27 protein-coding genes are annotated in these 24,238 nt (G+C 69.4%); 7 read left to right on the top strand and 20 right to left on the bottom strand.

All coding sequences use genetic code 11. The annotated features are described in order from the left end of the window. The first annotated feature begins 56 nt into the window (after window positions 1–56). Entirely contained in the window at window positions 57–671 is a 615-nt protein-coding gene (locus tag PQI23_RS10595; RefSeq protein WP_017883891.1) for a vitamin K epoxide reductase family protein, read from the top strand. A gap of 82 nt (window positions 672–753) precedes the next feature. Then, a complete protein-coding gene (locus tag PQI23_RS10590; RefSeq protein ID WP_024356160.1) occupies window positions 754–1,113 on the top strand; it encodes a TFIIB-type zinc ribbon-containing protein in 360 nt (119 codons plus the stop codon). 39 nt (window positions 1,114–1,152) lie between these two features. Here PQI23_RS10590 and PQI23_RS10585 read toward each other — a convergent pair whose 3' ends face one another. Beyond that, the gene (locus PQI23_RS10585) at window positions 1,153–2,169 is read right to left on the bottom strand and encodes a DinB/UmuC family translesion DNA polymerase (RefSeq protein ID WP_339974326.1); all 1,017 of its coding nucleotides are present in this window, start codon (window positions 2,167–2,169) and stop codon (window positions 1,153–1,155) included. Between the two features lie 174 nt (window positions 2,170–2,343). Between PQI23_RS10585 and trxB the strand changes: the two genes are divergently transcribed. From trxB to PQI23_RS10560, 5 genes are read left to right on the top strand one after another with little or no spacing between them, the layout of a single operon-like run. Then, window positions 2,344–3,318 (top strand): thioredoxin-disulfide reductase, encoded by a 975-nt coding sequence (trxB, locus tag PQI23_RS10580; protein WP_339974325.1) that lies wholly within the window; start codon window positions 2,344–2,346, stop codon window positions 3,316–3,318. Beyond that, complete coding sequence (trxA, locus tag PQI23_RS10575) at window positions 3,315–3,641, top strand: thioredoxin (protein WP_010157039.1); 327 nt, start codon at window positions 3,315–3,317, stop codon at window positions 3,639–3,641. Before trxB ends, trxA begins: the two co-directional genes overlap by 4 nt. Then, window positions 3,638–4,738, top strand: a complete 1,101-nt coding sequence (arsB, locus tag PQI23_RS10570) for an ACR3 family arsenite efflux transporter (protein ID WP_339974322.1) — start codon at window positions 3,638–3,640, stop codon at window positions 4,736–4,738. The genes trxA and arsB overlap by 4 nt, the downstream gene beginning before the upstream one ends. Continuing rightward, window positions 4,735–5,736, top strand: coding sequence for a metalloregulator ArsR/SmtB family transcription factor (locus PQI23_RS10565; RefSeq protein WP_339974320.1), 1,002 nt, complete (start codon window positions 4,735–4,737; stop codon window positions 5,734–5,736). Before arsB ends, PQI23_RS10565 begins: the two co-directional genes overlap by 4 nt. A gap of 16 nt (window positions 5,737–5,752) precedes the next feature. After that, window positions 5,753–6,157 carry an arsenate reductase ArsC gene (locus tag PQI23_RS10560; protein ID WP_339974318.1) on the top strand — a complete coding sequence of 135 codons (405 nt, stop codon included), beginning with the start codon at window positions 5,753–5,755 and terminating at the stop codon, window positions 6,155–6,157. Window positions 6,158–6,303: 146 nt separating this feature from the next. On the opposite strand, the gene PQI23_RS10555 is transcribed toward PQI23_RS10560, so the two are convergent. The 19 genes from PQI23_RS10555 to PQI23_RS10465 form a co-directional block, all read right to left on the bottom strand. Next, window positions 6,304–6,612 carry a hypothetical protein gene (locus tag PQI23_RS10555; RefSeq protein WP_339974316.1) on the bottom strand — a complete coding sequence of 103 codons (309 nt, stop codon included), beginning with the start codon at window positions 6,610–6,612 and terminating at the stop codon, window positions 6,304–6,306. Further along, window positions 6,609–7,163 (bottom strand): signal peptidase II, encoded by a 555-nt coding sequence (gene lspA / locus PQI23_RS10550; protein WP_024356154.1) that lies wholly within the window; start codon window positions 7,161–7,163, stop codon window positions 6,609–6,611. Before lspA ends, PQI23_RS10555 begins: the two co-directional genes overlap by 4 nt. Further along, window positions 7,160–9,070 (bottom strand): heavy metal translocating P-type ATPase, encoded by a 1,911-nt coding sequence (locus PQI23_RS10545; protein ID WP_339974310.1) that lies wholly within the window; start codon window positions 9,068–9,070, stop codon window positions 7,160–7,162. Before PQI23_RS10545 ends, lspA begins: the two co-directional genes overlap by 4 nt. Beyond that, complete coding sequence (gene cmtR / locus PQI23_RS10540) at window positions 9,067–9,426, bottom strand: Cd(II)/Pb(II)-sensing metalloregulatory transcriptional regulator CmtR (RefSeq protein WP_017883886.1); 360 nt, start codon at window positions 9,424–9,426, stop codon at window positions 9,067–9,069. Before cmtR ends, PQI23_RS10545 begins: the two co-directional genes overlap by 4 nt. A gap of 235 nt (window positions 9,427–9,661) precedes the next feature. Next, window positions 9,662–11,146: an ATP-binding protein gene (locus PQI23_RS10535; RefSeq protein WP_339974306.1), complete on the bottom strand. Its 1,485-nt coding sequence runs from the start codon at window positions 11,144–11,146 to the stop codon at window positions 9,662–9,664. After that, window positions 11,143–11,994, bottom strand: a complete 852-nt coding sequence (locus PQI23_RS10530) for a hypothetical protein (RefSeq protein ID WP_017883884.1) — start codon at window positions 11,992–11,994, stop codon at window positions 11,143–11,145. Before PQI23_RS10530 ends, PQI23_RS10535 begins: the two co-directional genes overlap by 4 nt. A gap of 61 nt (window positions 11,995–12,055) precedes the next feature. Continuing rightward, window positions 12,056–13,519: an SCO6880 family protein gene (locus PQI23_RS10525; protein ID WP_017883883.1), complete on the bottom strand. Its 1,464-nt coding sequence runs from the start codon at window positions 13,517–13,519 to the stop codon at window positions 12,056–12,058. Between the two features lie 3 nt (window positions 13,520–13,522). Then, window positions 13,523–14,845 (bottom strand): hypothetical protein, encoded by a 1,323-nt coding sequence (locus PQI23_RS10520; protein WP_017883882.1) that lies wholly within the window; start codon window positions 14,843–14,845, stop codon window positions 13,523–13,525. A 17-nt stretch (window positions 14,846–14,862) separates the two neighbouring features. After that, window positions 14,863–15,135, bottom strand: coding sequence for a DUF6112 family protein (locus tag PQI23_RS10515; RefSeq protein ID WP_017883881.1), 273 nt, complete (start codon window positions 15,133–15,135; stop codon window positions 14,863–14,865). Window positions 15,136–15,218: 83 nt separating this feature from the next. Next, window positions 15,219–15,485 carry a DUF6112 family protein gene (locus tag PQI23_RS10510; RefSeq protein ID WP_024356150.1) on the bottom strand — a complete coding sequence of 89 codons (267 nt, stop codon included), beginning with the start codon at window positions 15,483–15,485 and terminating at the stop codon, window positions 15,219–15,221. Next, window positions 15,482–16,651, bottom strand: a complete 1,170-nt coding sequence (locus tag PQI23_RS10505; RefSeq protein WP_024356149.1) for a M23 family metallopeptidase — start codon at window positions 16,649–16,651, stop codon at window positions 15,482–15,484. The genes PQI23_RS10510 and PQI23_RS10505 overlap by 4 nt, the downstream gene beginning before the upstream one ends. 16 nt (window positions 16,652–16,667) lie before the next feature. Then, window positions 16,668–17,330 carry a hypothetical protein gene (locus PQI23_RS10500; protein WP_339974300.1) on the bottom strand — a complete coding sequence of 221 codons (663 nt, stop codon included), beginning with the start codon at window positions 17,328–17,330 and terminating at the stop codon, window positions 16,668–16,670. 87 nt (window positions 17,331–17,417) lie between these two features. Continuing rightward, window positions 17,418–18,521, bottom strand: a complete 1,104-nt coding sequence (locus PQI23_RS10495) for a ParB N-terminal domain-containing protein (protein ID WP_017883877.1) — start codon at window positions 18,519–18,521, stop codon at window positions 17,418–17,420. Then, on the bottom strand, window positions 18,508–19,386 hold the full coding sequence (locus PQI23_RS10490; RefSeq protein WP_024356147.1) for a hypothetical protein: 879 nt from the start codon (window positions 19,384–19,386) through the stop codon (window positions 18,508–18,510). Before PQI23_RS10490 ends, PQI23_RS10495 begins: the two co-directional genes overlap by 14 nt. A gap of 93 nt (window positions 19,387–19,479) precedes the next feature. Next, on the bottom strand, window positions 19,480–19,956 hold the full coding sequence (locus PQI23_RS10485; RefSeq protein WP_024356146.1) for a hypothetical protein: 477 nt from the start codon (window positions 19,954–19,956) through the stop codon (window positions 19,480–19,482). Beyond that, window positions 19,929–20,789, bottom strand: coding sequence for a DUF2637 domain-containing protein (locus PQI23_RS10480; protein WP_445238429.1), 861 nt, complete (start codon window positions 20,787–20,789; stop codon window positions 19,929–19,931). The genes PQI23_RS10485 and PQI23_RS10480 overlap by 28 nt, the downstream gene beginning before the upstream one ends. A 2-nt stretch (window positions 20,790–20,791) precedes the next feature. Next, window positions 20,792–21,697, bottom strand: coding sequence for a bifunctional DNA primase/polymerase (locus tag PQI23_RS10475; protein ID WP_339974293.1), 906 nt, complete (start codon window positions 21,695–21,697; stop codon window positions 20,792–20,794). After that, window positions 21,697–22,803, bottom strand: coding sequence for an ArdC-like ssDNA-binding domain-containing protein (locus tag PQI23_RS10470; RefSeq protein WP_017883872.1), 1,107 nt, complete (start codon window positions 22,801–22,803; stop codon window positions 21,697–21,699). Before PQI23_RS10470 ends, PQI23_RS10475 begins: the two co-directional genes overlap by 1 nt. Window positions 22,804–23,035: 232 nt before the next feature. Further along, window positions 23,036–24,034, bottom strand: a complete 999-nt coding sequence (locus PQI23_RS10465; protein ID WP_339974288.1) for a helix-turn-helix domain-containing protein — start codon at window positions 24,032–24,034, stop codon at window positions 23,036–23,038. Window positions 24,035–24,238 lie beyond the last annotated feature (204 nt).

Here is a 24,238-nt window from a genome sequence, read left to right as displayed (position 1 = left end):
GCATCCGTCTCGAGCAGCCGTCATCCGTTCAGCCTCCCCTTGTGTAGATTCGAACCATGACCACGAGCGCTGAGACACCGCTACGCCGACGACGCATCGGCTTCGCCTGGTTCTCGATCGTGGCCGGCATCGTCGGCTGGTTCGCCTCCTTCGAGCTGCTCACCGAGTACATCAAGACCCTGCAGGAACCCACCCACGCGCCCAACTGCAACATCTCGAAGCTCGTCACTTGCGGGCCGAACATGGACTCCTGGCAGGGTTCCCTCTTCGGGTTCTCGAACACCATCATCGGCGTCACCGCCTTCACCGCGCCGATCCTCGTCGGGGCCGCGATCCTCGCCGGAGCACACTTCGCCCAATGGTTCTGGCGGCTCTACTGCCTCGGCCTCCTCGGAGGCATCGTCTTCATCACCTGGCTGCAGTACCAGAGCTTCTACTCTCTCGGCACCCTCTGCCCCTGGTGCATGGTCGTCTGGACGGCCATGATCCCGCTCTGGTGGGTCACCGTCGCGAAAGCCGGCGCCGACGGCCTCCTCCTCCCGGGCGACTCCGCCATGCGCGCGCTCAAAGGATTCGCGTCCTGGGCATGGGTCGCGATCCTCCTCCACTTCGTCATTGTCGCCACCGTCGCGCAGCTCGCCGTCGACTGGCTCTTGGAGTTCCGACTCTGACTCGGCAACGCGCGACGAACTCCCAGGCTGCGGCAGTCAACTTCACAGCCAGGGAGCGACCCGGCTGCTTTACGCTGACATCATGAACTGCCCCAGCGATGGAACCACCCTGTTGATGAGCGAGCGACAGGGAGTCGAAGTCGACTACTGCCCGCAGTGCCGGGGCATCTGGCTCGACCGGGGCGAGCTAGACAAGATCCTCGAGCGTATGCAGGCCGAAAGCGACGCGGCGCCAGGCTCGCAGTATGCAGAACCCCGCTATGACGACTACGAGGCACCCCGGTACGACGATCGACGTCGCGACAGTCATCACGACGACCGCCGACGAGAAGGCCACCACGGTGATCGACGCGGCGGCTACTCCGACGATCGCCAACGCGACCCCCGCTACCGCAAAAAGAAGAGTCCCTTCGAGTTCCTCGGAGACATCTTCGACTCCTGAGAGCTTCAGCACAGTCGTAGCTGCAGACGGTAGTCGGCCCTACGCCCGGACGATCATGAGCTCGTCCCAATGAGTTGTCGCCCTGGGCGTCAGCAGTCCACGCTTCATCTGCCAGGCCGGGCCGGGCCGGAGACCGCCATAGCCGAGCCCGAGCACCTCTCGGCCGGCCTTCTTCTGCACCGCGTCCACGAGCGTCGCGATACTCGCATCCTCGTGGACGTGCCTGAACAACTCGAGGGCCTGGTGCGCCTCAGCCGCGTGCAGATCCGTAAGCAGGAGCCCGGCCCGCGCATACCGCGTTCCCTCCTGAATCTGCGGGAGCAGCAGATGTGCCGCTCGCGTCAGCATGACCGGATCGGCCGTCGGATAGGGGAGCGGCACCCGGACAGCCGGATAGTGCTGCTGCTCGTGCCAGTGACTCGTGCCGGCGAACGCCTGCACCGACTTCGCCACCTGCCGGTGCTTCACCAGGCGCGCCGCGGCCTGCTGCGCATAGATCGAGAGCGCCTGCCGCATCCCCTCAATCGTGGACACCTTCTCTGAGAAGGAACGCGACACGATCAGCTCGTCTTTCTTCCCCGTGCGATCCTCCCCCGGGTCGATGCACGCGACCCCGCGCAGCTCGAGCGCGGTACGCATGACGACCACGGAAAAGCAGCGTCGGATCTGCGCAGGATCCGCGGTGGCGAGATCCCACACGGAGGTGATGCCGTACCCTGCGAGCCGCCGCTCGAGGCGCCGCGCGATCCCCCAGACCTCCGAGACCGGCAGTCGGCGCATCAGCTGCTCGCGCCACGCCTCCCGCGTCGCCGGCCACACGCACACCCCTTCGAAGACCGGGATCTTCTTGGCCGCGCGGTTCGCGAGCTTCGCGAGGGTGCGGGTCGGCGCGATCCCGACGCAGACGGGCACGCCGACGAGCCGGCGCACCTCGTCTCTGATTGTGCGCCCGAGCACCGACATGGCCTCGGGATCGGCCGAAGTGCGACGATCCACCGCGGCGAACGCCTCGTCGATCGAATACACGTCGAGCTCGTGCGTGAAGCGCTCGAGCACCTCTACTGGTAGGTCCGATTGTTGAAGAGTGCACTTTTCATGCACTGTTCGTCGATGATGCGGAGGTCACGCGCGAAGGGCGTTGGCAGCCCTGCCTGAGCACGGTAGGTGAACATCCGGTGACGAAGCCGGCATGGGCTCGCGAACTGATTCGATAGATGTCAATATAGAAGTATGTCGAATCAAGAAGTCGAACTGGTCATCGTCGGGTCCGGTCCCGCCGGATACACCGCGGCGGTCTACGCGGCCCGCGCGGGTCTTGCGCCGAACGTGATCGCGGGCTCGGTCACCGCGGGCGGTGCGCTGATGACGACGACCGAGGTGGAGAACTTCCCCGGCTTCGTCGATGGCGTGCAGGGGCCGGAGCTGATGGAGTCGATGCGGGCGCAGGCTGAGCGGTTCGGCGCTCGGATCGTCTACGACGACGCGATTCGCCTCGAGCTCGACGGCGACGTGAAGACCATCGAGACGGGTGCCGGGATGACGTACCGGGCGCGGGCGGTGATCCTGACGATGGGTTCCGCGTACCGCAAGCTCGGCCTCCCCGAGGAAGAGCGCCTGTCGGGGCACGGGGTGTCGTGGTGCGCGACCTGCGACGGGTTCTTCTTCCGCGACAAGGAGATCGCCGTGGTCGGTGGCGGGGATTCCGCGATGGAGGAGGCGCTGTTCCTCACCCGGTTCGCATCGAAAGTCACCGTCGTGCACCGCCGGGACGAGTTCCGAGCGTCGAGAATCATGGCACAGCGCGTGCTGGACGATCCGAAGATCGAGGTCGCCTGGAACAGCGAGGTCGCCGCGATCCTCGGCGACGAGCAGGTCACCGGGCTCACGCTGCGCGACACGATCACCGGGGCCGAGCGGAGGCTCGACGCGACGGGGGTGTTCGTCGCGATCGGGCACGACCCGCGCTCCGAGCTCGTGACTGGGCAGGTCGACACCGACGCGGACGGGTACGTGCGGGTCGCGCACCCGTCGACGCGGACGAATCTGGCCGGGGTGTTCGCGGCCGGGGATCTCGTCGACCACACGTATCGGCAGGCGATCACCGCCGCGGGCACCGGCTGCGCGGCCGCGCAGGACGCCCAGCACTACCTGTCGCACCTCGCACCCGCCACCGTTTCCGAGCCTGTTCTGGAGGTCTCCGTATGAGCACCGTCACCCCCGTCACCGACGCCACCTTCCAGGCCGAGGTGCTCGAGTCCGAGCTGCCCGTCGTGGTCGACATCTGGGCGACCTGGTGCGGCCCGTGCAGGGCGATCGCCCCGATCCTGGACCAGCTCGCCGGCGAGTACGAGGGCCGGGTGAAGATCGTGAAGATCGACGCCGACCAGAACCCCGAGACCGTGACCGCGGCCGGCGTGACCTCGATCCCGACCCTCGGCTTCTACCGGAACGGGGAACGTGTCGACGTGCTGATCGGCGCGCACCCGAAACCCGTCTACGTCGCGAAGCTCGAGGAGCTGCTCGCATGACCGACGCCCTGACCCGCACCACCCCGAAACGGCTCTCCACCCTCGACAAGTGGCTGCCGCTCTGGATCGGCCTCGCGATGGTCGCCGGCCTCGTGCTCGGCCGGTTCGTGCCGGCGCTCTCCGACGCGCTGTCTGCGATGGAGGTCGGCGGGATCTCGGTCCCGATCGGGCTGGGCCTGCTGGTGATGATGTACCCCGTGCTCGCGAAGGTCCGCTACGACAAGGTCGCAGCCGTCACGGGTGACAAGAAGCTCCTGGTCTCCTCGCTCGTGCTGAACTGGCTCGTCGGGCCCGCGGTGATGTTCGCGCTCGCGTGGATCTTCCTGCCGGACCTGCCCGAGTACCGGACCGGGCTGATCATCGTCGGTCTCGCCCGATGCATCGCGATGGTCGTGATCTGGAACGACCTCGCCTGCGGCGACCGCGAGGCGACCGCGGTGCTCGTCGCGATCAACTCGGTCTTCCAGGTCGTGATGTTCTCGGTGCTGGGCTGGTTCTACCTGACTGTGCTGCCGGGCTGGCTGGGCCTGGACGCACAGGGACTGGAGATCTCGGTCTGGCAGATCGCGCTGAACGTGCTCGTGTTCCTCGGGATCCCGCTCATCGCGGGCTTCGCGTCCCGCTTCATCGGCGAGAAGCGCAAGGGGCGCGACTGGTACGAAGAGAAGTTCCTCCCGAGGATCGGGCCGTGGGCGCTCTACGGGCTGCTGTTCACGATCGTGCTGCTGTTCGCACTGCAGGGCAACGCGGTGCTGGCGAAGCCTCTCGACGTGGCGCGCATCGCGCTGCCGCTGCTGGTCTACTTCGGCCTGATGTGGTTCGCGGGGCTGCTGCTCGGCAAGGGCATCGGCCTCGGCTACGCGCGGTCGACGACGCTGGCGTTCACCGCAGCGGGCAACAACTTCGAGCTCGCCATCGCGGTCGCGATCGGCACCTTCGGCGCGGCATCCGGACAGGCCTTGGCCGGGGTCGTCGGCCCGCTCATCGAAGTGCCCGTGTTGGTGGGGCTGGTCTACGTCTCGCTCTGGGCGGCGAAAGCCTGGTTCCGCACCGACCCCTACACCACCGAATCCATGATCGAATCGAGGACGTCATGACCGACGCTGCTGTCCTTCCCGACGCCGAGGCGTGCGCGCCCTCCGCGATGCACGCGATCGGCGCCGACGCAGCTGCGACTGTGGCCGGGGCGCTCAAGGCGCTGGCGGATCCGCTGCGGCTGCGGATGCTGTCAGTGATCGCGACCGACCCGCGCGGCGAGTCATGCGTGTGCGATCTCGCGGAGCTCGCCGACGTGTCCCAGCCGACCGTCTCCCACCATCTGAAGGTGTTGAAGGAGACCGGGATGCTGCGGTCCGAGCGGCGCGGTACGTGGGTCTGGTACCGGATCGCGCCGGGCAAGCAGCGCGCCGTCGCGTCCCTCCTCGACGCGTTCGCACCAGCGGCAGTCGCCGATGAGCCGGAGGACGCTCAGGCGCGAGTTGAAGCGTTGCGGCAGATGGACGCCCGCGTGACCCGCCTCGCCGAGGAGCTCGCGGACGAGCTGACCGGGCTGAACCGGGACCTCGTGATCGCGATCGTGCGCGAGTCCTACGCCGGCCTGGTGCGTTCAGCGAAGCTGACGGCGCACATGATCCCGCTGACCGAACGGTTCGCCCGGCAGCGCCTCGCCGACCTGGCCAGGGACCGCTCGGCCGGGGTGCCGCAGGTGCTGTTTGTGTGCGTGCAGAACGCGGGCCGCTCCCAGCTCGCCGCCGCGATCGTCAACCAGCTCGCAGGCGGTGCCGTGATCGCCCGCTCAGCAGGCTCCGCCCCTGCCTCGGACATGCACCCGCACGTGCGCTCCCTGCTCACGGAGATCGAGGGCGAGCAGGAAGCCGAGACGGCGTTCCCGAAGCCGCTCACCGACGACGCCGTGCGCGCGGCCGACGTGGTGGTCACCATGGGCTGCGGCGACGTCTGCCCGATCATCCCCGGCGTCCGCTACGAGGACTGGGCCGTGGGCGACCCGGCTCTCGCTTCCCCGGACGGGGTCGACGCGATCCGCCACGATATCGAGGGCCGCGTCCGCGAGCTCCTCGCCACGCTCACCGACTGAACGAAAGCGAACAACAATGACTGACCAGAAGCCTTCCGTCCTCTTCGTCTGCGTCCACAACGCCGGGCGCTCCCAGATGGCCGCCGGCTGGCTCCGCGAGCTCGCAGGCGACCGCGTCGAGGTCCGCTCCGCCGGATCCATACCCGCCGACCAGATCAACTCCGTCGCCGTCGAGGCGATGCGCGAAGTCGGCATCGACATCACCGTCGAACAGCCGAAAGTGCTCACCACCGAAGCGGTGCAGGACTCCGACGTGGTGATCACCATGGGCTGCGGCGACGCGTGCCCGTTCTTCCCCGGCAAGCGCTATGAGGACTGGAAGCTCGACGACCCGGCCGGACAGGGCATCGATGCCGTGCGCCCGATCCGGGACGAGATCAAAGGTCGCGTCGAAACGCTGCTGGCGGAACTGCTCGTCTGAGGGACTGCGAGGGACTGCGAGCACGGGAGAGGCAGCGGCCAATGGCCCTGCCTCTCCGCTGTGTTTCCGGGTTTCCTGGTCCCTGCGGCGAACACCGATGTGCCGTGAGGCGTGCGCCATCGATCGCGCTACAGCCCGTTCTTGCTCTACCGGGACGCGCCTCGCAGCGCTGCTTCGATCTGCTCCTGCGTAGGCGCTCCGGCGAACCCGTTCCTCGTCGCATAGACGCGGCACGCGAGCGAGCGGACCGGTGCTGTCGGGAACAGGTCGACGCCGTCGACGAGGATCGTAGGCGAGCCTCCGAACCGGGTGCTTACCGCCTCGGCCTCGGTCCGGATCGTGACCAGCTCGACAGGCACGGCCCTGAATCCAAGAGCGTCCAGTGCTGCGCGCGCGTTGGCTTCGGCCACGTCCGTGTTCGGGCAACCGACAATGTGCAGCAGCTCGAGCTTCATGCGGCATCCTCGAATCGCGCGTCGTTCGACGCCCGGTCCGGGCCTGGCGGGAGAAGGTTCAGGCAGACCAGGCCGACACCGGCGACGACGAAGACATCGGCGACGTTCCCGACGAACAGGTCGCCGTAGGCGAGGAAGTCCGTGACCTGCCCCTGTCCGAAGGAGGGCGGGTTCAGGAGCCGGTCGACGAGGTTGCCGACCGCGCCGCCGAGGACCAGGCCCAACGCGGCACCCCACCGCGCGCCACGCAGCCGCACAGCGAACACAACTACCGCGATGGCGGCGAGGAGGCCGACGAGGGTGAAGATCCAGGTGGACCCGGAGCCGAGCGAGAACGCGGCTCCGGGGTTGTAGACCAGGGACAGGCCGAACAGGTCGCCGACCAGCGGAACCCGCTCGCCAGAAGTCAACTGCGCCACAGCGAGGGCCTTCGACCCCTGATCGAGGGCCACGGCGAGCACGGCGACCGCGAGGGCGACGCCGAGTGCCCTCCGACCTTTCGGGGAGGGCGGGCTCGTCCCCTCGGCGACGACGGTGCCCTGCGCGGTCACGCGATCGACTTCCTGGTGCGCGCGGCGCGCAGCCCGTTGAGGATGACGATGACCTCGGCGATCTCGTGCACGAGCACCACGGCCGCGAGGCCTATGACGCCGAACAGGGCCAGCGGCAGCAGGACGGTGATGATCAGCAGCGACAGGATGATGTTCTGATTGATGATGTGCCGGCCGCGGCGGGCGTGGTCGAACGCGCGCGGCAGGAGGCGCAGGTCGTGGCCGGTGAAGGCGACGTCGGCGGACTCGATCGCGGCATCGGAACCGGTCGCGCCCATGGCGATGCCGATGTCCGCGGCGGCCAGGGCGGGGGCGTCGTTGATGCCGTCGCCGATCATCGCGACCGAGCCGTGCCTGCCCAGCTCGCTGATCGCGGCGGCCTTGTCCTCCGGGCGTAGCTCGGCGCGCACGTCCTCGATCCCGGCCTGCGCGGCCAGGGCGCGGGCGGTGCGGGCGTTGTCGCCGGTGAGCATGGTCGTCCCGACGCTCTGGGCGGCGAGCGTACGGACGACCTCGGGGACTTCGGGGCGCAGCTCGTCGCGGACGCCGATCGCGGCGACCGCGGCGCTGTCGCGGTGCACGATGACGACGGTCATGCCCTGCTCCTCCAAGCCGGCGACCTGGTCCTTGAGCGGGCCGGCGTCCAGCCAGCGGGGGCTGCCGACGGTGACCTGGGCCCCGTCGAGGGTGCCTTCGATGCCGTGCCCGGCCTGCTCGGTGACGTCCAGGGCGGCGGGGGCTCCGGGTGCGGCGGCGGTGATCGCGGCGGCCAGCGGGTGGGTGCTGTGCTGCTCCAGGGATGCCGCCCACGCCAATGCCTGCGCCTCGTCCACGCCGTCGGCGGTGAGCACCGCGGTGACGGCGGGCTCGTTGCGGGTCAGGGTGCCGGTCTTGTCGACGGCGACGTGACGGATCACGCCGAACCGCTCGAACACCGCACCGGACTTGATGATCACGCCGAACCTGCTCGCCGCCCCGATCGCGGCGACCACCGTCAGGGGCACGGAGATCGCCAGCGCGCACGGCGACGCCGCGACGAGGACCACGAGGGCGCGGATGACCCACAGCTCCGGGTCGCCCAGCAGCGACCCGATGACCGCCACCAGGACGGCGAGGATCAGCACGCCGGGCACGAGCGGGCGGGCGATGCGGTCCGCGAGGCGGGCGCGGTCCCCCTTCTCCGCCTGCGCCTGCTCCACCAGCTCCACGATCGTGGTCAGCGAGTTGTCGGTGCCCGCCGCGGTCGTCTCGACCTCCAGGGCACCGGCGGTGTTGATCGCCCCGGCCGACACCGCGTCGCCGGGCTCGACCTCCACCGGGATGGACTCGCCGGTGATCGCCGAGGTGTCCAGGCTCGACCGGCCCGTACGGACGATCCCGTCGGTCGCGATCCGCTCACCCGGACGCACGAGCATCAGCTGACCAACGGCCAGATCCTTCGCGGCGACCTCCACGGACGCGCCATCCTGCCGGATGGTCGCGGTCTCCGGGACGAGTTTCAGCAGCGCCCGCAGCCCGCCACGGGCGCGATCCATCGCCTTGTCCTCCAGCGCCTCGGCGATCGAGTACAGGAACGCCAACGCTGCGGCCTCCTCGACGTAGCCGAGGATGACCGCGCCGATCGCGCTGATCGTCATCAGCAGGCCGATGCCGAGCTTGCCCTTGAACAGCTTGCGGATCGCGCCCGGGGTGAACGTCGACGCGCCCAGCAGCAGGCCGATCCAGAACGCCACCAGCGCCGGGATCTCCGCCCCTGTCCATTCCAGGACCAGGCCCGTGCCGAAGGCGACGCCGGAGAGCACCGGGACCATGATCCCGTGGTCACGCCACCAGGGACGCTCCCGCTCCTCCTCGGTTTCCTCCCCGACCTGGGTCTCCGGCTCGTCGCAGCCGCACGCCGCGCTCACGCGCCCGCTCCCGTCCCGCAGCAGCCCGGCACCGTGCACTCGGCGTCCATGCACGGCGCGTGCTCGTCCACGGCCAGCGTCACGTCCACCAGCGCCGTGAGCGCCGCCGCGAGGTGCGGGTCGGCGATCTCGTAGCGCGTCTGCCGACCCTCGGGCTCGGCGACTACGATCCCGCAGTCGCGAAGACAGGTCAGATGGTTCGACACGTTGGAGCGCGTCAGCTCCAACTCGCGCGAGAGCACGGCCGGGTAGCTCGGGCCGTCCAGCAGGGTCATCAGGATCCGGGAGCGCGTCGGGTCCGCCATGGCCCGGCCCAGCCGGTTCATGACGTCGAGACGCGAAGCAATAGTCAGCATGCACTGAACTATACAGTAAGCACTGAACTATTGTCGATGATGGCGAACCATGCACCCGCGACCCAGCAGCGGCACTCCCGCCCCCGCGGAGCCCTCACGACACCCGCACCGGCGGGCGCGGTACAGTCGCAGAGGAGGCAGTTCCTCGAACATCCACCCGCACCCACACCAAAACGACGGCACGGGCGGAAGTTCCCGCCAAAACCGTCAATATTCACCGGAACATCTAGGTTTTTTAGAGCATTCGGGCGCGGGTGTCGAAGAGTTCCAGTTCGGCGGGGTGTAACTGCGCTTGCACGACGAAGCTGCGGTCTTTGATCTTCCAGAGGCCCTGCCCGATGCCGAGCCCAGGGAGAAGTGAGCGTTCGGTTCCGGTGAGTCCGAGGGTTTGTGCGGTGACGCCGAGCTGATCGCTCTCTTGCCGGTACACGATCCTCGTTTCGGCGTTCGCGAGCAGCGACGATGCGAGGGCGCGCATTCTGGAGCCTTGGTCGCCGACGTTCTCCAAGTCGGTGAGCTTGTGGAAGATGAGCAGGTTGCTGATGCCGTAGTGGCGGGCGAGCCGCCATTGCGCATCCATGCGGGCAAGCAAGCTTGGGTAGGACATGAGGCGCCAGGCTTCGTCGTAGACGACGAAGCGCTGACCGCCGGACGGGTCTTGGAGCGCTGATTCCATCCACGCCGCAGAGCAGGTCATGAGCACGGCGAGCAGGGCGCTGTTCTCCGAGACGCGGGACAGGTCGAGGGAGAGCATCGGCAGCGTCGGGTCGAACTTCTCCGTCGACGGCCCATCGAACAAGCCGCTGAGATCCCCGGCGACCAGCCGTCGGAGCGCGTGCCCGAGCATCCGCCCGTCTTCTGCGAGCCGGCCGTCGGGATCGTCCGCCGATGAGGGCGAGAGGATGCGGTCGACGACCATCGGTAGGATCGGCACCTCCGCTGATCTGACGGCGTCTGCGAGAGCGATATCGATCGCGGTGTGCTCGACCGGAGAGAGCCGCCGGTCGAGCACGGTCTCCGCGAGGGCGCCGATGAGATCCCGGCGGCGGGCTGCGACCTGTGTAGCCCAGTCGGCGTCCGGGATGCCCGCGGCCCGGTATCCCTCATCGAGCGGGTTCAAACGGGTCGGGAGCGAGGGGCCGAGGACGATCGCGCGGCCCCCGACGGCGCGGGCGACGGGGGTGTGCTCGCCTTTCGGGTCGCCGGGAACGTAGACGCGCCGCCCGAACGGGAGCGCCCTCGTGTAGAGCGCTTTCGCAAGCGACGACTTCCCGCTTCCGACGATCCCGGCGAGGATCAGGTTCGGGGCGGTGATGACGCCTTGCCGGTACAGCTCCCACGGGTCGTACACGAAAGATCCGCCGGAGTAGAGGTCTTGTCCGATGAAGGTGCCGGCGGAGCCGAGCCCGCCTTCGGCGAGGAACGGGTAATGCCCCGACAGCGTGGCCGAGGTGTCCTGGTGGCGCGGGAGCCGGAACCGGCCCGGCGTGCACAACGCCGCCGGTCCCTCCTCTCCGGCACGAGGCAGGTAGCGAGTGGCACGGCGGGCTTCGCGTGCTGCTGCCGCCTCCGCCCGCAACTTCGCCACAGTTTCGGCGCGGGTTTCGGCGTGGATGCGGGCGGCGGCCTGGGCGCGGGCTTTCCGGTGCCGGCGGAGCTCTCCTTCGGGCCCGACGAGCACCGAGGTATGCAGACGTCCCGGATCGGTGTCGTCGCTCATCGGCCGAGCCCCCGCCCCGTCTGCCTGCCGGGCTGCTCGCGGCGGATGGCCGGGGTGCCGAGGCGGTCTCGCCGCGACTGCTCCCGCGCGGCCTCGCGCGCGAGGATCGGCCCCGCCCGCACCCCAGACGGGGCGGCGATCGCAGACGACGGCGATTCGGTAGTGGTGGCGGCGTGGCGGGGGTCTTCGAGGCCGAGCAGCACCGGGGACGGGAGGACGTCCATGTGCCGGTAGAGGGCGAGGTGCCGGTGATCCTGGTTGTAGACCAGCGTGTAGGCGTCCAACTGGGCAGTGCAGTCGAGGAGGCCTTGCGGCGGCGTGTCGTAGACGTACCCGTTCTCGAGCGCGGCATCCACGGTCTCGTCACCGTAGTCGTAGCCCGCGAGTTCCTGGATCACGGCATCGGCGCCGCCCTGGTCGATGAGGTCGAGGAGCCGGTCGGCTTCGCCGCCTTGCAGGAAGACCACGTTGATCAGATGCCCGACTTCCGGCATTTCTGCGGCGGGGTGCCAGGCGATCCGGCCCGCCGCCGCGGATGCCGCATCGAGGCGTCGTTCCGCCTCACCGATGAGCGCCGCCGCCTGCCGCAGCTCCCCGGCGGTCGTGAGTGCATCGCGGACGCCCGTGGCGCGGTCTCCGGCGTCGTCGGCGGCGCGGTCGCGCGAGCTCTCGTGGGCGGTGGCGATCTGGGTGAGGACTTGTTCGAGGGATCGGACGCTGCCGAGGAGATCGCCGAGCACCCCGTACATGTCCTCCGGCTGCTCGAAGGTGCGGCTGGCGTGCGCGAGCGCCCGCATCGCCTCATAGGCTTCCTCCGCGTCAGCGACGGGATCGGTGAAGGTCAGCATGTCCGATGCTCCAATCGTGAAGATGATTCGTATGCCAGGTGCGCGAAGGTTCGCCGCTGGTTCAGATGGGGCGGCAGAGCGGGAGCGCGGCCGCGGTGAAGGCCTGCGCCTGCTGGCCGACCAGGCGGCGGGTTTCGCAGGACGCCTGGATCGCGGCCTGCTCGATCTGCGATACCGCGGCATCCAGTTCCCCATTGGTGGGTGCGGAGACGGAGACGAGGCCGACGACGCGGAGCACCCCGTGCCCCGCGGTCAGCTCAGATTCTTGTTGCAGCACGTCGCCGTATTCGGCGGTGGCCTGGGTGTCTTCGACCTGGCCGATCTTCCGGCGCTGGGCGGCGTCGGCGACCATCTCGGTCTTCTTCCGCCGCAAATCCCTGGCGGCCTGATCCGCCCGCACCGGCAGATAGTGCAGCGACAAGGAGCGCAGCACCCCGCCGGTCAGCACGAGCGGGGCGAGGAACCCGGGGAAGGTCTGCGCCCTCGGCCATTCGCTGATCCACAGCACCGCGTGGTGCGCGCTGTCGGAGCGCAGCCGGTCCCAGGCCTCGTTCACCGCAACCGGGCCCGCGGTCGCGAGCTCCCGGCCGAGCGCGCCGTGACGTTCCAAGGCGGGGCCGGCGGCGGGGTCATAGGCGGTGCGGAGGATCAGGGCGACATCACCCGGGGTGAGCCATCCCGTCATCTGCAGCTCGGCGGAGCGCAGCGCGGTCTGGAACGACTGCATCTCCTGCCCGAGCACCACCGCCGCTCCCTTCATGCCGCCGCCCGCGGAACGGATCTGCCGGGTAGCGGCTCGCATGTCAAGGGAGAGCGACACGGTGGTGGCGTGGCGTTCCCCGGCGGGGCCCGCCCGTTCGATGAGCTCCCGGTAGGTGTTCGCCGCCCAGGAGCCGTCGTCGTGGCCGTGTTCGCGCCACCACTCGGTCAGCCCCGACCCGGAATCGGGCAGGGTGCGCTCTTGCACCTGGATGCGGGCGATCCTCCCGGACCGGCACGCGGCCGCAAGGACGCGACCCCAGCCGGTGACACGGCGCTGCTGCTCGCCGGGGTCGAGAAGCACGAACGCGGGATGCGCCACCCCGCACACGACGGTGAGGGTCTGGGCGTGAGGGTCGTGGATCATCGCCGCCCCCGTCTCGGGGTCCACCCATTCCCGGAGCGCGGCGAGGTCGCCGGGGAGCGCGAGCGTGCCCGCCGGGCGCGGCTTCACCACCCTGCGCCGATACTGGGTTTGCTTCGCGCGGGTGCGGAGGAGCCAGCGGGTGACGATCGGCGCCCACTCGATCAGCTTCCGCCCGCCGACGGGCACCCACGCGATCACCACCAGGGATGCCCACGCCGGCGACGACCAGGCAAGGCCCTGTCCGCCGCCCGTGTAGAGGCCGGTGACGATGATGCCGAGCGCGGTCGCGAGGACGAGAAGCTGTGGCAGGGAGAGGCCGAGGAGCAGGCCGCGCTTGGTGAGGCGAGAGAACTGCACCGGACGCAGCTCGAGCGACGCTTCGGAGGTGTTCGCGCTCATGGGTTACTGCTTCCCGGTCGGGGCGGGCGGATCGGTCCTTGGCGGCGAGGGCGGCGGGAGCACCGCGGGCGGCTGCTGCACCGGCGGCCCAGGCGGCGGAGCCGCCGGCTCGGACGCACTACCCGCGTGCCCGTCCGCTGCGTCACCGATGGCCTCGCCGATCTTCGGGCCCGCGGTCGCGGTCTCTTTCACGACGACTCCTGCGGCGACGGCCGCCGCGACCGGCGGCGCAGCAGCCGCAGCCGGGGCGGCCGGTGCGGCCGTGCCTCCGGTGGCAGCCGGGGCTGCGGTGCCGGCCGCGGCAGGCGCCGCCGCTGGTGCTGGGGTGGGTGTGGGCTTCGGCGTTCCGGCGCCCTTGCCGGTGTCTGCGCCGTTGAGCACTTGCTTCGGGGCGGGGCCGTTCGGCTTCGACGGGAGCGGGACGGGCCGGTTGAGGGCGTTCTTCGCCTCCTGCTCCATCGAGGACGCCTGATACATGTCGAAGCCCACGAAGCTCAGGAACTTGTACGCCAGGTACGGGGCGAACGCGGCGACGAACAGCAGCACGATCCCGGCGATGGGTTCGGACAGGGATTTCAGGTCGAGGCTGATGGGTGCGGCGACCTGGGTGGTGGCGATGAGGAAGATCACCACGATCACGAGCTTCGACGCGATCAGCGCGACCACGAACGTCGCCCACTTCCCGAACCAGCCGCGGGACGCTTCCCAGGTGAGGCCGGCGAGCGCGACCGGGCCGAACACGATCGCGACCAGCAGCAAGGCCTTCCGGATGAGGAGGCTGAACCAGAGGATGAAGATCGCGGCGATCATGAGGCCCGCGAGAAAGATCGTCAGCAGCGCCCCCGCACCCCCAGCAACCGAGGTGATGGTGACCGCGGTGATGAGGAGCGCGAGCCGGTCGTCCATGCTCTCGATCGTCTGCCCGGTGGCCTGGATGATGCCGACGCAGAGCTGATCGGTGATTTCGAGCAGCAGGGCGGTGCAGGTGATGAGCACGAACGAGCCGAGCACCGATTTCGCGACCCCGAGCGCGGCGCGGGTGAGTGCGGACGGGTCGCGGCGGGCGAGGCCGGTGATGAGCTGGAAGCAGAAGAACAGGAGCGTCACGAACACGGCGATGCCGAACAGGATGTTGTAGACCTTCACGTATCCGTCGCTGGTGACGTCGACCGAGGTGGTGGTGGAGAACACGTCCCACATGCCCTGGAACAGGGTGGACACGGCGAGCCCCATCGCGGAGGCGATCCACCCGAAGAAGAGGCCGGCGGGGCCCTCGCCGATCGCGGTGCAGACGGTGGAGACGCCGGGGATGTCGCAGATACTCACCCTGAACCACCACCCGGCTAGTTGACGGCCTGGCCGACGGTCCAGAAGAAGTTGATGAGCGTGACGGCCGCACCAGCGAGCACCGCCGCACCGCACGACACGAGCACGCCCGTCTTTCCCCTCGACGCGAGGTGCGGGTTGCTGCTATTCGCGCCGAAGCCCCAGACGATCGCGGACACGATGAGCGCCAGCACGCTGAGGATGAGGCCGACGGTCATCACCGCGCCGACGATGTCGCGCAGTTGCGCGATCCCCGGAAGCCCGTTGCTGTTCGGGTCGATATCGATCATGGTTGGGCACTCCTGCCGGTCGGTGAAGCGGACGCGATCCGTCCGACAAGCAGGTGCACTCAGCAGGCCCGGTGGCCGAGCCCTTAGATGCGGTCGCCGATGGTGAGGAGAAAGTTCGCCCAGGCGATGCCGGCGCCGGCGAGGGCTGCGGTGCCGAGGGCGACGAACACGCCGACGCGGGCTTTCTGCGCCGTGTAGGGGTTCCCGGTGTGGGAGGCGATGGCCCAGATGGTTGCAGAGACGAGGAGGGTGAGCACGGCGCCGATGAGGACGTAGGTGAGGAGCGCGCCGATCACCGACGCGAACTCCCCGGATGCGCCGACGGCGCCGAAGTCGGGAAACACGTTCACCGGGCACCTCCAAGGTTCGCGCGACACCCGGGCGCGCCCGTCGTGCCGTCACTCGGGACCGCGCCGTGCTGCGCCAGCCACTCGACTGCGTTCACCGGGGGCTGGGCCTGCCCGCCGGGGCGGATCTCGACGTGCAGGTGCGGGCCGGTCGAGCGGCCGGAGGAGCCGACATCGCCGATGTGCTGCCCGGCCGCGACGGTCTCCCCGCTGGTGACGTAGATGCCGTCCTGCCACATGTGCGCGTAATAGGACGCGACCCGGGCGCCTTGGACGGTGTGTTCGATGACGATGAGGCCGCCCCATCCGGAGCTGAACTCCGCGACGGTCACGCGGCCGTCGGCGACCGCGTAGATCGGGGTGCCGTCGGCGGCGGCGAGGTCGGAGCCGGAGTGAAACTGCCGCTCGCCGGTGAAGGGGTCGGTGCGCCAGCCGAAGCTATCCGTGTTCGTGTACGAGCCCTCGGGAAGCGGGAACACGACGCGGCTGGTCTCCGGCACCGCCCCGCCACGGTTCCCGCCGCCGCTGGGGGCGGGCTTGGTGAGGGCGGTGAGGATCGCTTCGGCGACGGGCTGCCAGTTCCGGTACCGATCCGGGAACGCCGACACTTCGACGGCTTGCGCGGCGGAGCCTGGGTCCATCTGCTGCCAGCCGGGAATGTCGAGCAGGCCCCGCGGCGAGGGGAAGTTCGGGCCCTGCTCACCACCGTAGAACGCCTTCGCCTGATAGGTCGGGTTCATAAGCTCAGCGACCGTACCCCAGCCCGCGGCCGGCCGCATCTGGAACAACCCCAGGCTGTCGTGATCGGAGGCGTCGCCGTCGTTCGGGTAGTTCCCGGATTCGGGGTAGGCGCCGGTGTTGGCGAGCATCCGCAGCCGGGACTCGGTGAGCGCCGCCATGAGCGCGATGCGCACACCCGCCTGGCCGACGCCGGGGATGCTCGCCCCGGTGGTGATGATCGTCGCCGCGTGGGTGAGCTGCCGCTTCTCGAGCGTAACCGAGGTGCCATCGGCAGTGGTCGCGGCGAGCTTGTCCGGGATCGGGCCGACCGTCAGGGAATCCGTGAGGCAGAACCCTAACGGGCCCATGAACGCTCCCATGCCGACCAGCGCGGTCGACGGTCCGACGCAGAACAGCACCAAGAACAGGACGAGCAGCTTCTTCACCATCACCGAGCCGTCCTCGCTATCGGAGCGGGGTGTCGAGAGCGGAGAGCCGCAGCAGCCGGCAGTCCTCGTCGTCCGGGCAGGCGGCGAAGATCGTGAACGACACCGGGCGCGCATCGGTAACGCCCTGCCCTTCCCAGACGCCGGTCCGGTGCCGGGTGCCGGTGACTGTGTACGCGGTCGCACCCGGCAGGAGCGTGCCGGGGCGGGCGTCGGCGGCGATGCCCGCCCAGCTCTCGGGAAAGGTGATCGTGTCGATGGTGAGCCATTGCCGGGTCGAGTAGTTCCGCAGTTCGGCCCAGGCGGCATCGTCTGGGAGGTAGGCGCGGAGGTCTGCGGCGAGGCCTGGTGCTTCGTCCGGGTCCGCGACATCGATGATCGCCTGCATGTACTCGTGCGGGCTGTAGCCGAGGCCGGTATCCCACGCGAACAGCCCCTCGGCTACGTCCCGCGCAAACCGTTCCGCGTCTGAGACGGCCGGGAGCTCGCGCGGCGAGAGATCCCGGTCAGCACCAGGCGTCTCGGACGTCGAGACGCGGGGGCCGGGTGATGATTCGGGGGCGGGGCCGCGCAGCAGGCCATAGATGCCGGCGCCGACGAGCAGGGCGAGGACGATGCCGCCGCCGATGAGGGCGATGCGCAGGCGCCGCGACGCCTGCTCCGGCTCGGTGGTCTGACGCATACGGGCTTCCTTCCGGCGAACGGGCGAGTTCGGTACCCGGAAGGTGCACACGCACAGCCGGCGGCTCGTAGCCGCCGGCAGGCAGGTTTAGACGGCCTGCACCTCCGTGCTGCCCGCCGCAGCGTTTTCGCGGGCGGCGCGGATGAGGGCGAAGAACGCGATGGTCTCGGCGAGCACGGCTTCGGCGCGCTCCCACTCCGCCCCGGTCAGTTCCGCGGCGAGGGTGCCCGGGTCGTATTTCTGGGTCCAGCCGTCCATGTCGGCCCAGAGCGCGACGAACGCGCGCGGCGGCAGCACCACGAGCGTCAGCTTCGGACGCTCCACCGGCCGTACCGGCTTCTTGCCCTTCTTGCGACCCGTGGAGGTGATGCGGGCGATCGCCGCAGCGGCGAGCTGCGCGAGCTCCGCCGTCCGTGCCTCCCTGGCGGCTGCGGCACGCACTTGCTCGGCAGAGGCGGCGGCCTGCATGCGCACGGGGTCCGGCTGGGCGGGGTTGACGGCGATCCGGTCGAGCTCGTGCAGGGAGAGGGCGGTGTTCATGCGCAGGTGCGCGCCGTGCACTTTCCCGCCGGCCTCGATCCGCGCCAGCTCCTCGACGGCCTGGGCGCGGATGTGCTCGGGTCGGGTGTCGTCGTTTGCGAGATCCTTCAATCTGCCGATTTGTTCGAGCATCGTCTGCGATCCGTGCCCGGTGACCATGCGGGCGGCCTGCACCCGGGCTTCCCCGGCGGAGCGCGGTGCCGTCGATTCGACGGCACCGTGGACTTCCGCAGAATCCTGCGGATTCTCGCCGTCGGCTCCGAACCGTGTTGCGGCCTGCCGGCGGGCGGCGTCTTCGGCGAGCACGACCTTCAGCTCCCGGTAGAGGGATTCGGCTTCGATCAGGGAGAGGGGTTTGTGCAGCGAGTTGTCGTTCTGTTCCGCGAGGAGCTGGGAGAGGCGGCCGGAGAGGTTCGACCGCACCCACACGTTCGTGGAGCGCTGCCCGAGCAGGCGCAGCGCTTCGAGGCGGCGGCGCCCGCAGACGAGCACCCCGTCCGGGGTGACGGTGATCGGCTGCAACAGGCCCTCTGCACGGATGGACTCGGCGAGCGCCGGAATGTCGCCGAGGTCGGTGCGGTGGCGCTTCCCGACGGTGATGGAGTCGAGGGAGCGTTCCAGCTCGATATGCCCCGGGCTACTGGCAGCCATGGCAGCCACCTCCGTCTGGGGTGGACAGCACCACCTCCGACAGCACCCGGTCGTCGGCGAGGAGCGCGCGGAGGGGTTCGCCGGTGACCAGGCGGTGCAGGATGCCGCGTGCGGCGCTGGTGTGCGCCTGGTTCGGGTCCGGCGTCCCCAGCGCCACCCGCAGCATCGCAAGCCACGAGGCGGCGGGGATGTCGAGGAGGGCGCGGGCGTGGTAGTCGCGGCGCAGCGACTCGAACGCGGAAGCCCGCGACGCTGATTCTGCGAGCCGGGTGATGATGTACTCGATCCCGCCCCGTGCAGCCTCGACCGGCCAGCCGAGCAGATGGAACAGCGCGACCGCGTCTTCGACGGCCTGCCCCACCCGGGCGGGGGTCTCGTCGTGCTCGGGTTCCTCGATGAGGTCGGGGGCGGGGATTGTGAGGCTGTGGTGGTAGTCGGTCAGCGGGTTCTCCCGGTCCGAGAAGCGCTCTGCGTCGTGGTGGGTGGAGAACTTCGGTCGCCGCGCCTGATGCACGGAGCACAGCAGCCCGTTCGCGCGTTCCTCGGCGATGCAGGTCACTTTCACTGCGCGGGTGATGACGGCCCAGGGGTCGTCGGCGCGCCTCACGGCGCCGGTGCGCATCGCGTCGAACGCCGCGGCGGCCGCTTCCCACGGGTCGAGGCCGTGCCGGCGCGCGAGCGCGGCGTACTTGTCGGCCGCGTGCCGCATGAGGGCTGCGACTTCGGGGTCGTGCCGCCACGCCCATCGGCCTTCCTCGTGCAGGCGGATCAGCAGGGCGCGGAGCCCTTCGGAATGCTCGAACCCCCACCGCGCATCCCGTTCGGGACGTGCGGCAGGGGTGCTCTTCGTGCGGGTCTGGTTCATGATGACGGCACCTCCTACATGGCAGGTGCGCCCCGCGTGCCTGGGGCCGGGAAGGTCCTGCGCGAACCGGGCTGCTGACTCGTGCATGGCGGATCACCTCAGCCCCATCCCCGAACGCGCGGGCTCCGGTCGTGTCTGGCGTCTGCGGCCCCGGATCGACAGATCGGGCAATCGCGATGCCCGCTCACTCCGGACCGCACGCTGTTCGGCGCGGTCCTGCTTGCGGTCGGCGCGGGCGTCGCGGAGGCGCTGGGCGAGCTCGGCCCGCAGATCGAGCCCCCACCCGGTCGCGCGGGCGCCGCCCTGCATCGCCAGCTCGGTCGGCCGCACCCACCGAATCTGCGTCCGCCGCTTCGCCTCAGCATCCGGCTCGGCTTCTACCGTGTCGCGCTCGGCGCGGTCGCTCCCGGTCAGGGAGGGGTCGCGGTGTACGGCGAGCATCGACCGCTCCGCCTCCACCTGCTCAGGCCCGCCCGGCGAGGTTCGTTCGGCGTTCATCGCCGCAGCGAGCGCGGGATGCAGACGCGACCGCGCCGCCTCCGCTACTTCGGGGCCGTGTTCGTGGTACATGACGGGTCCTCCTCGTCTCTGGGGTCATCTGCAGCCGTCGCGGCTGCTGCATCGGTCGTTGGCATAGCGATGACTGGCTGTTCGGTGCCGGGCTCGGCTTCCGGCGTGGGGCTGGGTTGCGGGAGCCAGCGGCCGACGGTCGAGGGGTGCACGTCGAGGTAGCGGGCGATCTTCTTGTTCGACCAGCCGCCCGCCCGCAGCACCTCCGCCACCTCACGCCGCGACCACCCATCCCGCCCCTGCTCTGGCATCGGCGGATCACCCGCTTCGGCGCCGGGCTCCGCATCGGGCGCCAGCACCGCAGCGAGCACCGGCGCTCGGAGCGCCGGTTCCAGCAACGCCACCGGCACCGGCCCGCCCGGCCGCTCCGCGGCCTCGACGTGCAGTTCCGCGGCTTCCTCAGCAGCCGTCTCAGGGGCCGGTTTGGGTTGGTGGCGGGTGAGGATCACGGTGAGGTGCGTGATCGCGAGCAGCACCAGCGGTGGCACTGCCGCAACCGACGCCGCGAGCACCGCAGGCACATCCGCATCGGCGGCGACGATCGCGTGGATCGAGTTCGCCGTCACCGACAACCCAGCTCCAGCGATGAGCAGCATCCAGGGGTACCAGGCGGTGCGGGTGCCGGCGAGCGCGACGACGGCGACGGTCGCAACGACGATGACGCCGTCCACGATCAGCGGCCACGCCCACGCCTGCCCCTCCTCGATCCCGGAGCGGCGGGCGAGATCGGCCAGCGCAATGAAGGAAAGCCAGAACGCCCCGCACGCGATCAACACCGTCCCCGCCACCGCCGTCACCACGGCGAGCCAGCCACCCCGGCGCTCCCTCCTCATGTTCATGCGAGCACCCGCCCTCGATCAACTGGGGCACGCTGCGCAACCGGGCGCGTCGTGGCAGGTGCGGGTGCTGCCGGGGTGGTGTTCGGAGTGCGGTAGGCGGAGCGGATCGTGCGCTCGATCTCCCGCGGCGGCAAGCCAATCCCTTCCGCAACCGGCCCGAGCGTCTGAAACGCTTCCGCCAATGTGGCGCCGTTCTCCGCGAGGCGGCACGACGCCCAGAACAGGCCCTGGTTCCGTTCGCCTTCGCCTTGCCCTTCCAGCCATGCCGCGATCCGCTTCGCCCGCTCCTCCACAGTGCCGCGGAACGGGCGCGCCTCCCACGACGACCGCACGGGCCTCGGGTCCAGAAACTCCCGCAGCGCGCCCGCGTCGACGGGATGCACGTCGCCAGTGGCGAGGTCGAGGAGCTGATACGCGACCGTCTCGCCGTCGATGATCGTTCTCGACGGCGGGGCGACGATGTAACCAGCGGTGCCTCGGAAATCGAGCTGCGCCGCCCCCGACGCCCACGACCGCTGCTCGATGGCGGCTGCCGGATAATAGGCGTGCAACCCGCCCGACGGGGTGACGACCTGCACCGCCCACCCATCGAGCAGGCCCGCCTCGGTGGCCTGCTGCCAAGAGGCGGGACCGCGCGGCGGGTCGCCCTTCACATCGACATCGACAACCTCGATCCCCGAGATGGGGCCGGTCGGGATGCCGATGTTCGCATCCGGCCACCGCCGCCACCACGCCTCAACCTGCGCGGGATCGGTGCTGGCATCCTTGAAACCATGCGCGACGAGCGGCCGCTTCTCACCCGGCACACAAGGAAACACCGGCACCCCCAGCGAAACATAGTGGCGGGCGGCGTCCGCGAGACTCATGCGGGCGACCGGCGCGAGGAGCTGTTCGACGTCCATCACAGCCCCCGCACCAGCGACGAGGAACGCGCCGACCGTGCCGCAGCTGGCTTCCGCGCGGACGAGCGGGCCGACGGCTTACGCTCGACCTGCTTCGCCGCCGAGACTTCGGGACCCTCGCGGGTGAGGCCCGGCGGGGTGCCGTCGCCAAGCTGTTCGGTGTCGAGCCGATCCAGGATCTCGACGGCGACCTTCCGCACCCGCTCCGCGGTCGCCTGCACCACCTGGATCGGGTTCTTCCCGTCGGCGGCCATCGCCCACCCCGACACATACGGGATCGTGAAGGCGGTCGTGTCCATCCCGTGCGCGGCCCCGACCATGAGCGCGACGGACTCGGCTTCGACTTCGCCGATCCCGCGATGCTGGCGGGCTTCCTCCTGGTCGGGGCCGTGCATCTTCACGTGCGCGAGCTCGTGCACGAGGGTCTTCACCTGGGCGGCATCGTCCATATTCGTCCGCACCGCCACCTGCCGAGTGTCGAAGTTCGTGCTGCCGTTCGCGCCGTGGATCATGCCCTCGTGCGGCACCGGCAAGAACTGGAACCCAGCCTCGGCAACCTGCCGGATCAGCCCATCACGAAGCCCCGCCGGGGCCTCGCCTTCGAGAAGCTGCGGCGAAGGCGGGAGCGGCACATCCGGGCCGCTGGTTTGAGAGATGTCGAAGACGTAGGCGACTTTCGCGCCGATCATCCGCGACCTGACGACCTCGCCCGGCTTCGGCTGCTCTTTCGGGGCGAGCTTGCGCCACGACATCGGACCAGCAGGAGTCTTCGACGCGAACTTCCCGGTCACCGGCGCGAGAATCGCGTACCCCTTCTGCCCCTTCTGAACCTGGCGGCCGAGCTGCTCCCACTGCCGGAACCCGGCCACGTACGTCGGCATCGGCTCGGGCACCCGGCCGGCTTCCCAGGCGGCCTGATGCTGGGCGAAGATCAGCCACGAGTTGTTCACGCTGCGGGACCGGAACTTCGCCGCGAACGTCAGCGCCTGCTTCCAGTCTTCACCGGTGACCAGCTTCTCGACCTGCGCGTTCAGCTGCTCGCGCACCTCGTCGAGCTTCGCCTCCCGCGCGGCGCGCGCCTCTTCGGGGGTTCTCCTCGCAGCCATGACCGCCTCCTCTCGTCATCGGGGCGGCCCGAGAACGGGGTGCCCGTGCAAGCGAGGTACGCCGGGGATGCCGGCGGCGGGTCGAGACGGTCAGCGAACAGTAAGAGGTAGGTTGGCCGTCAGGACCCAACGGCACCTGACGTAGGACTACCGATAGCAGCCCATGAGAGATTCGTTCCCGCGGTCGGGCGAACTGCGTCCATTCCCTGCGCAGAGAATGTCTAAATGCTGGTCACAACGATTTTTCTTGCATCGCCCGGTACCGGCCCGGAGTGAGACCAGTGCATTCCCGAAAAGCCGTCGCAGCACGATTCCGACTCACCCACCCAACCAGGTTGCCGGCCTCGGCAATCGACACTCCAGACTCACGAAGGAGCCGCGCCATCTCCTCAACACGGAGCATCGTGAGATATGCCAGCGGCGTCTTCCCGTAAGCGTTCGTGAACACTCGGACGAGTTGCTTTTCGGAAAGGTGTACCGCTCCTGATAGTTCCGAGAGCAACCATGCACGGCGCACATCAGAGGCCAGGAGCTCTCGCACAGCACGGGCCTCGGCCCGCAGCGGTGCGAACCGCCGCCCACGCGGGACCGACGGGCGCGTGCGCGCCCGCTGAGCCGGAAGAGTGCGAGTCGGCGAGACGTGGATGAACGGGGACACCTGGTCGATCACCGCGTGCCAGAGCGCCTGCATCCGGTGGAATCGTTCCCGGTACTGCCCGTCGACGCTGAGCGCGACCAACTCATCAAGCCACGGCATCAGCATCCCGATCCGATCCTCACCAAGCCCCATCAACTGTGCGGGCTCGGTGTAGATCGTGTCCGCGACACTCTGCGACGCGAAGCGATCCTTGACGATATCGATGTACTGCCAGAAGAACTGATCCAGGATGAAATCGAGATCGAGATAGATCACCGTGACGGTGACGTGGCCCTCGGGTTGCGCGCCGCAGAGCACGTTCGCGCCGAGCAGCAGCACGTCACCGACCTTCGCGTGCTTCTCCCCAAACTCGCTGTAAACGATTGCCGATCCGTCGCGCACGGTGGCGAGCTTTACGCAGTCATAGGTCTCGGGGCCGACTGGTCGGTGAAAGGTGCGGGTGCGGGCGAGCAGTGGCTGGTAGCCACCAGTAGCCACCAGGTTCTGATTCGCCAGCGAAAGCCGATCGTTCCCGCTACTCATCGCTGACGCGCTCATGGTGAGCCCGGCCAGATCAGAGAGCGGGCTCCCCATGAGCGCGTCAGAGGACTTGAGCGGGACACCTGGCTTCCTTCCGTCGAATTACTCCCATTGTCGCAGGAGGGCTTCGAGAGCCGCGGCCGCTTGGAGCGGGAGCACGCCGTTGCCGAGCGCGGTTATCTGGGTCTGCTGCACGTTTAGGTGACAGATTAGTCAGGCAGCGAGTGCGACCTGCTCGTTCATGATGGCCTCGTACTC

The organism is Leucobacter sp. USCH14 (genome assembly GCF_037619215.1).
Taxonomy (GTDB): Bacteria; Actinomycetota; Actinomycetes; order Actinomycetales; family Microbacteriaceae; genus Leucobacter.
Note: the sequence above shows the minus strand (reverse complement) of the source record. Positions and strands in the feature narration are given on the sequence as shown.

What these genes read in the sequence shown, in the direction of transcription:
- PQI23_RS10595 (WP_017883891.1), top strand. Translation starts at nt 57, where the DNA reads ATGACCACGAGCGCTGAGACACCGCTACGCCGACGACGCATCGGCTTC.
- PQI23_RS10590 (WP_024356160.1), top strand. Translation starts at nt 754, where the DNA reads ATGAACTGCCCCAGCGATGGAACCACCCTGTTGATGAGCGAGCGACAG.
- trxB (WP_339974325.1), top strand. Translation starts at nt 2,344, where the DNA reads ATGTCGAATCAAGAAGTCGAACTGGTCATCGTCGGGTCCGGTCCCGCC.
- trxA (WP_010157039.1), top strand. Translation starts at nt 3,315, where the DNA reads ATGAGCACCGTCACCCCCGTCACCGACGCCACCTTCCAGGCCGAGGTG.
- arsB (WP_339974322.1), top strand. Translation starts at nt 3,638, where the DNA reads ATGACCGACGCCCTGACCCGCACCACCCCGAAACGGCTCTCCACCCTC.
- PQI23_RS10565 (WP_339974320.1), top strand. Translation starts at nt 4,735, where the DNA reads ATGACCGACGCTGCTGTCCTTCCCGACGCCGAGGCGTGCGCGCCCTCC.
- PQI23_RS10560 (WP_339974318.1), top strand. Translation starts at nt 5,753, where the DNA reads ATGACTGACCAGAAGCCTTCCGTCCTCTTCGTCTGCGTCCACAACGCC.
- PQI23_RS10555 (WP_339974316.1), bottom strand. Translation starts at nt 6,612, where the DNA reads ATGAAGCTCGAGCTGCTGCACATTGTCGGTTGCCCGAACACGGACGTG.
- cmtR (WP_017883886.1), bottom strand. Translation starts at nt 9,426, where the DNA reads ATGCTGACTATTGCTTCGCGTCTCGACGTCATGAACCGGCTGGGCCGG.
- PQI23_RS10535 (WP_339974306.1), bottom strand. Translation starts at nt 11,146, where the DNA reads ATGAGCGACGACACCGATCCGGGACGTCTGCATACCTCGGTGCTCGTC.
- PQI23_RS10530 (WP_017883884.1), bottom strand. Translation starts at nt 11,994, where the DNA reads ATGCTGACCTTCACCGATCCCGTCGCTGACGCGGAGGAAGCCTATGAG.
- PQI23_RS10525 (WP_017883883.1), bottom strand. Translation starts at nt 13,519, where the DNA reads ATGAGCGCGAACACCTCCGAAGCGTCGCTCGAGCTGCGTCCGGTGCAG.
- PQI23_RS10515 (WP_017883881.1), bottom strand. Translation starts at nt 15,135, where the DNA reads ATGATCGATATCGACCCGAACAGCAACGGGCTTCCGGGGATCGCGCAA.
- PQI23_RS10505 (WP_024356149.1), bottom strand. Translation starts at nt 16,651, where the DNA reads ATGGTGAAGAAGCTGCTCGTCCTGTTCTTGGTGCTGTTCTGCGTCGGA.
- PQI23_RS10500 (WP_339974300.1), bottom strand. Translation starts at nt 17,330, where the DNA reads ATGCGTCAGACCACCGAGCCGGAGCAGGCGTCGCGGCGCCTGCGCATC.
- PQI23_RS10495 (WP_017883877.1), bottom strand. Translation starts at nt 18,521, where the DNA reads ATGGCTGCCAGTAGCCCGGGGCATATCGAGCTGGAACGCTCCCTCGAC.
- PQI23_RS10490 (WP_024356147.1), bottom strand. Translation starts at nt 19,386, where the DNA reads ATGAACCAGACCCGCACGAAGAGCACCCCTGCCGCACGTCCCGAACGG.
- PQI23_RS10485 (WP_024356146.1), bottom strand. Translation starts at nt 19,956, where the DNA reads ATGTACCACGAACACGGCCCCGAAGTAGCGGAGGCGGCGCGGTCGCGT.
- PQI23_RS10480 (WP_445238429.1), bottom strand. Translation starts at nt 20,789, where the DNA reads ATGAGGAGGGAGCGCCGGGGTGGCTGGCTCGCCGTGGTGACGGCGGTG.
- PQI23_RS10475 (WP_339974293.1), bottom strand. Translation starts at nt 21,697, where the DNA reads ATGGACGTCGAACAGCTCCTCGCGCCGGTCGCCCGCATGAGTCTCGCG.
- PQI23_RS10470 (WP_017883872.1), bottom strand. Translation starts at nt 22,803, where the DNA reads ATGGCTGCGAGGAGAACCCCCGAAGAGGCGCGCGCCGCGCGGGAGGCG.
- PQI23_RS10465 (WP_339974288.1), bottom strand. Translation starts at nt 24,034, where the DNA reads ATGGGGAGCCCGCTCTCTGATCTGGCCGGGCTCACCATGAGCGCGTCA.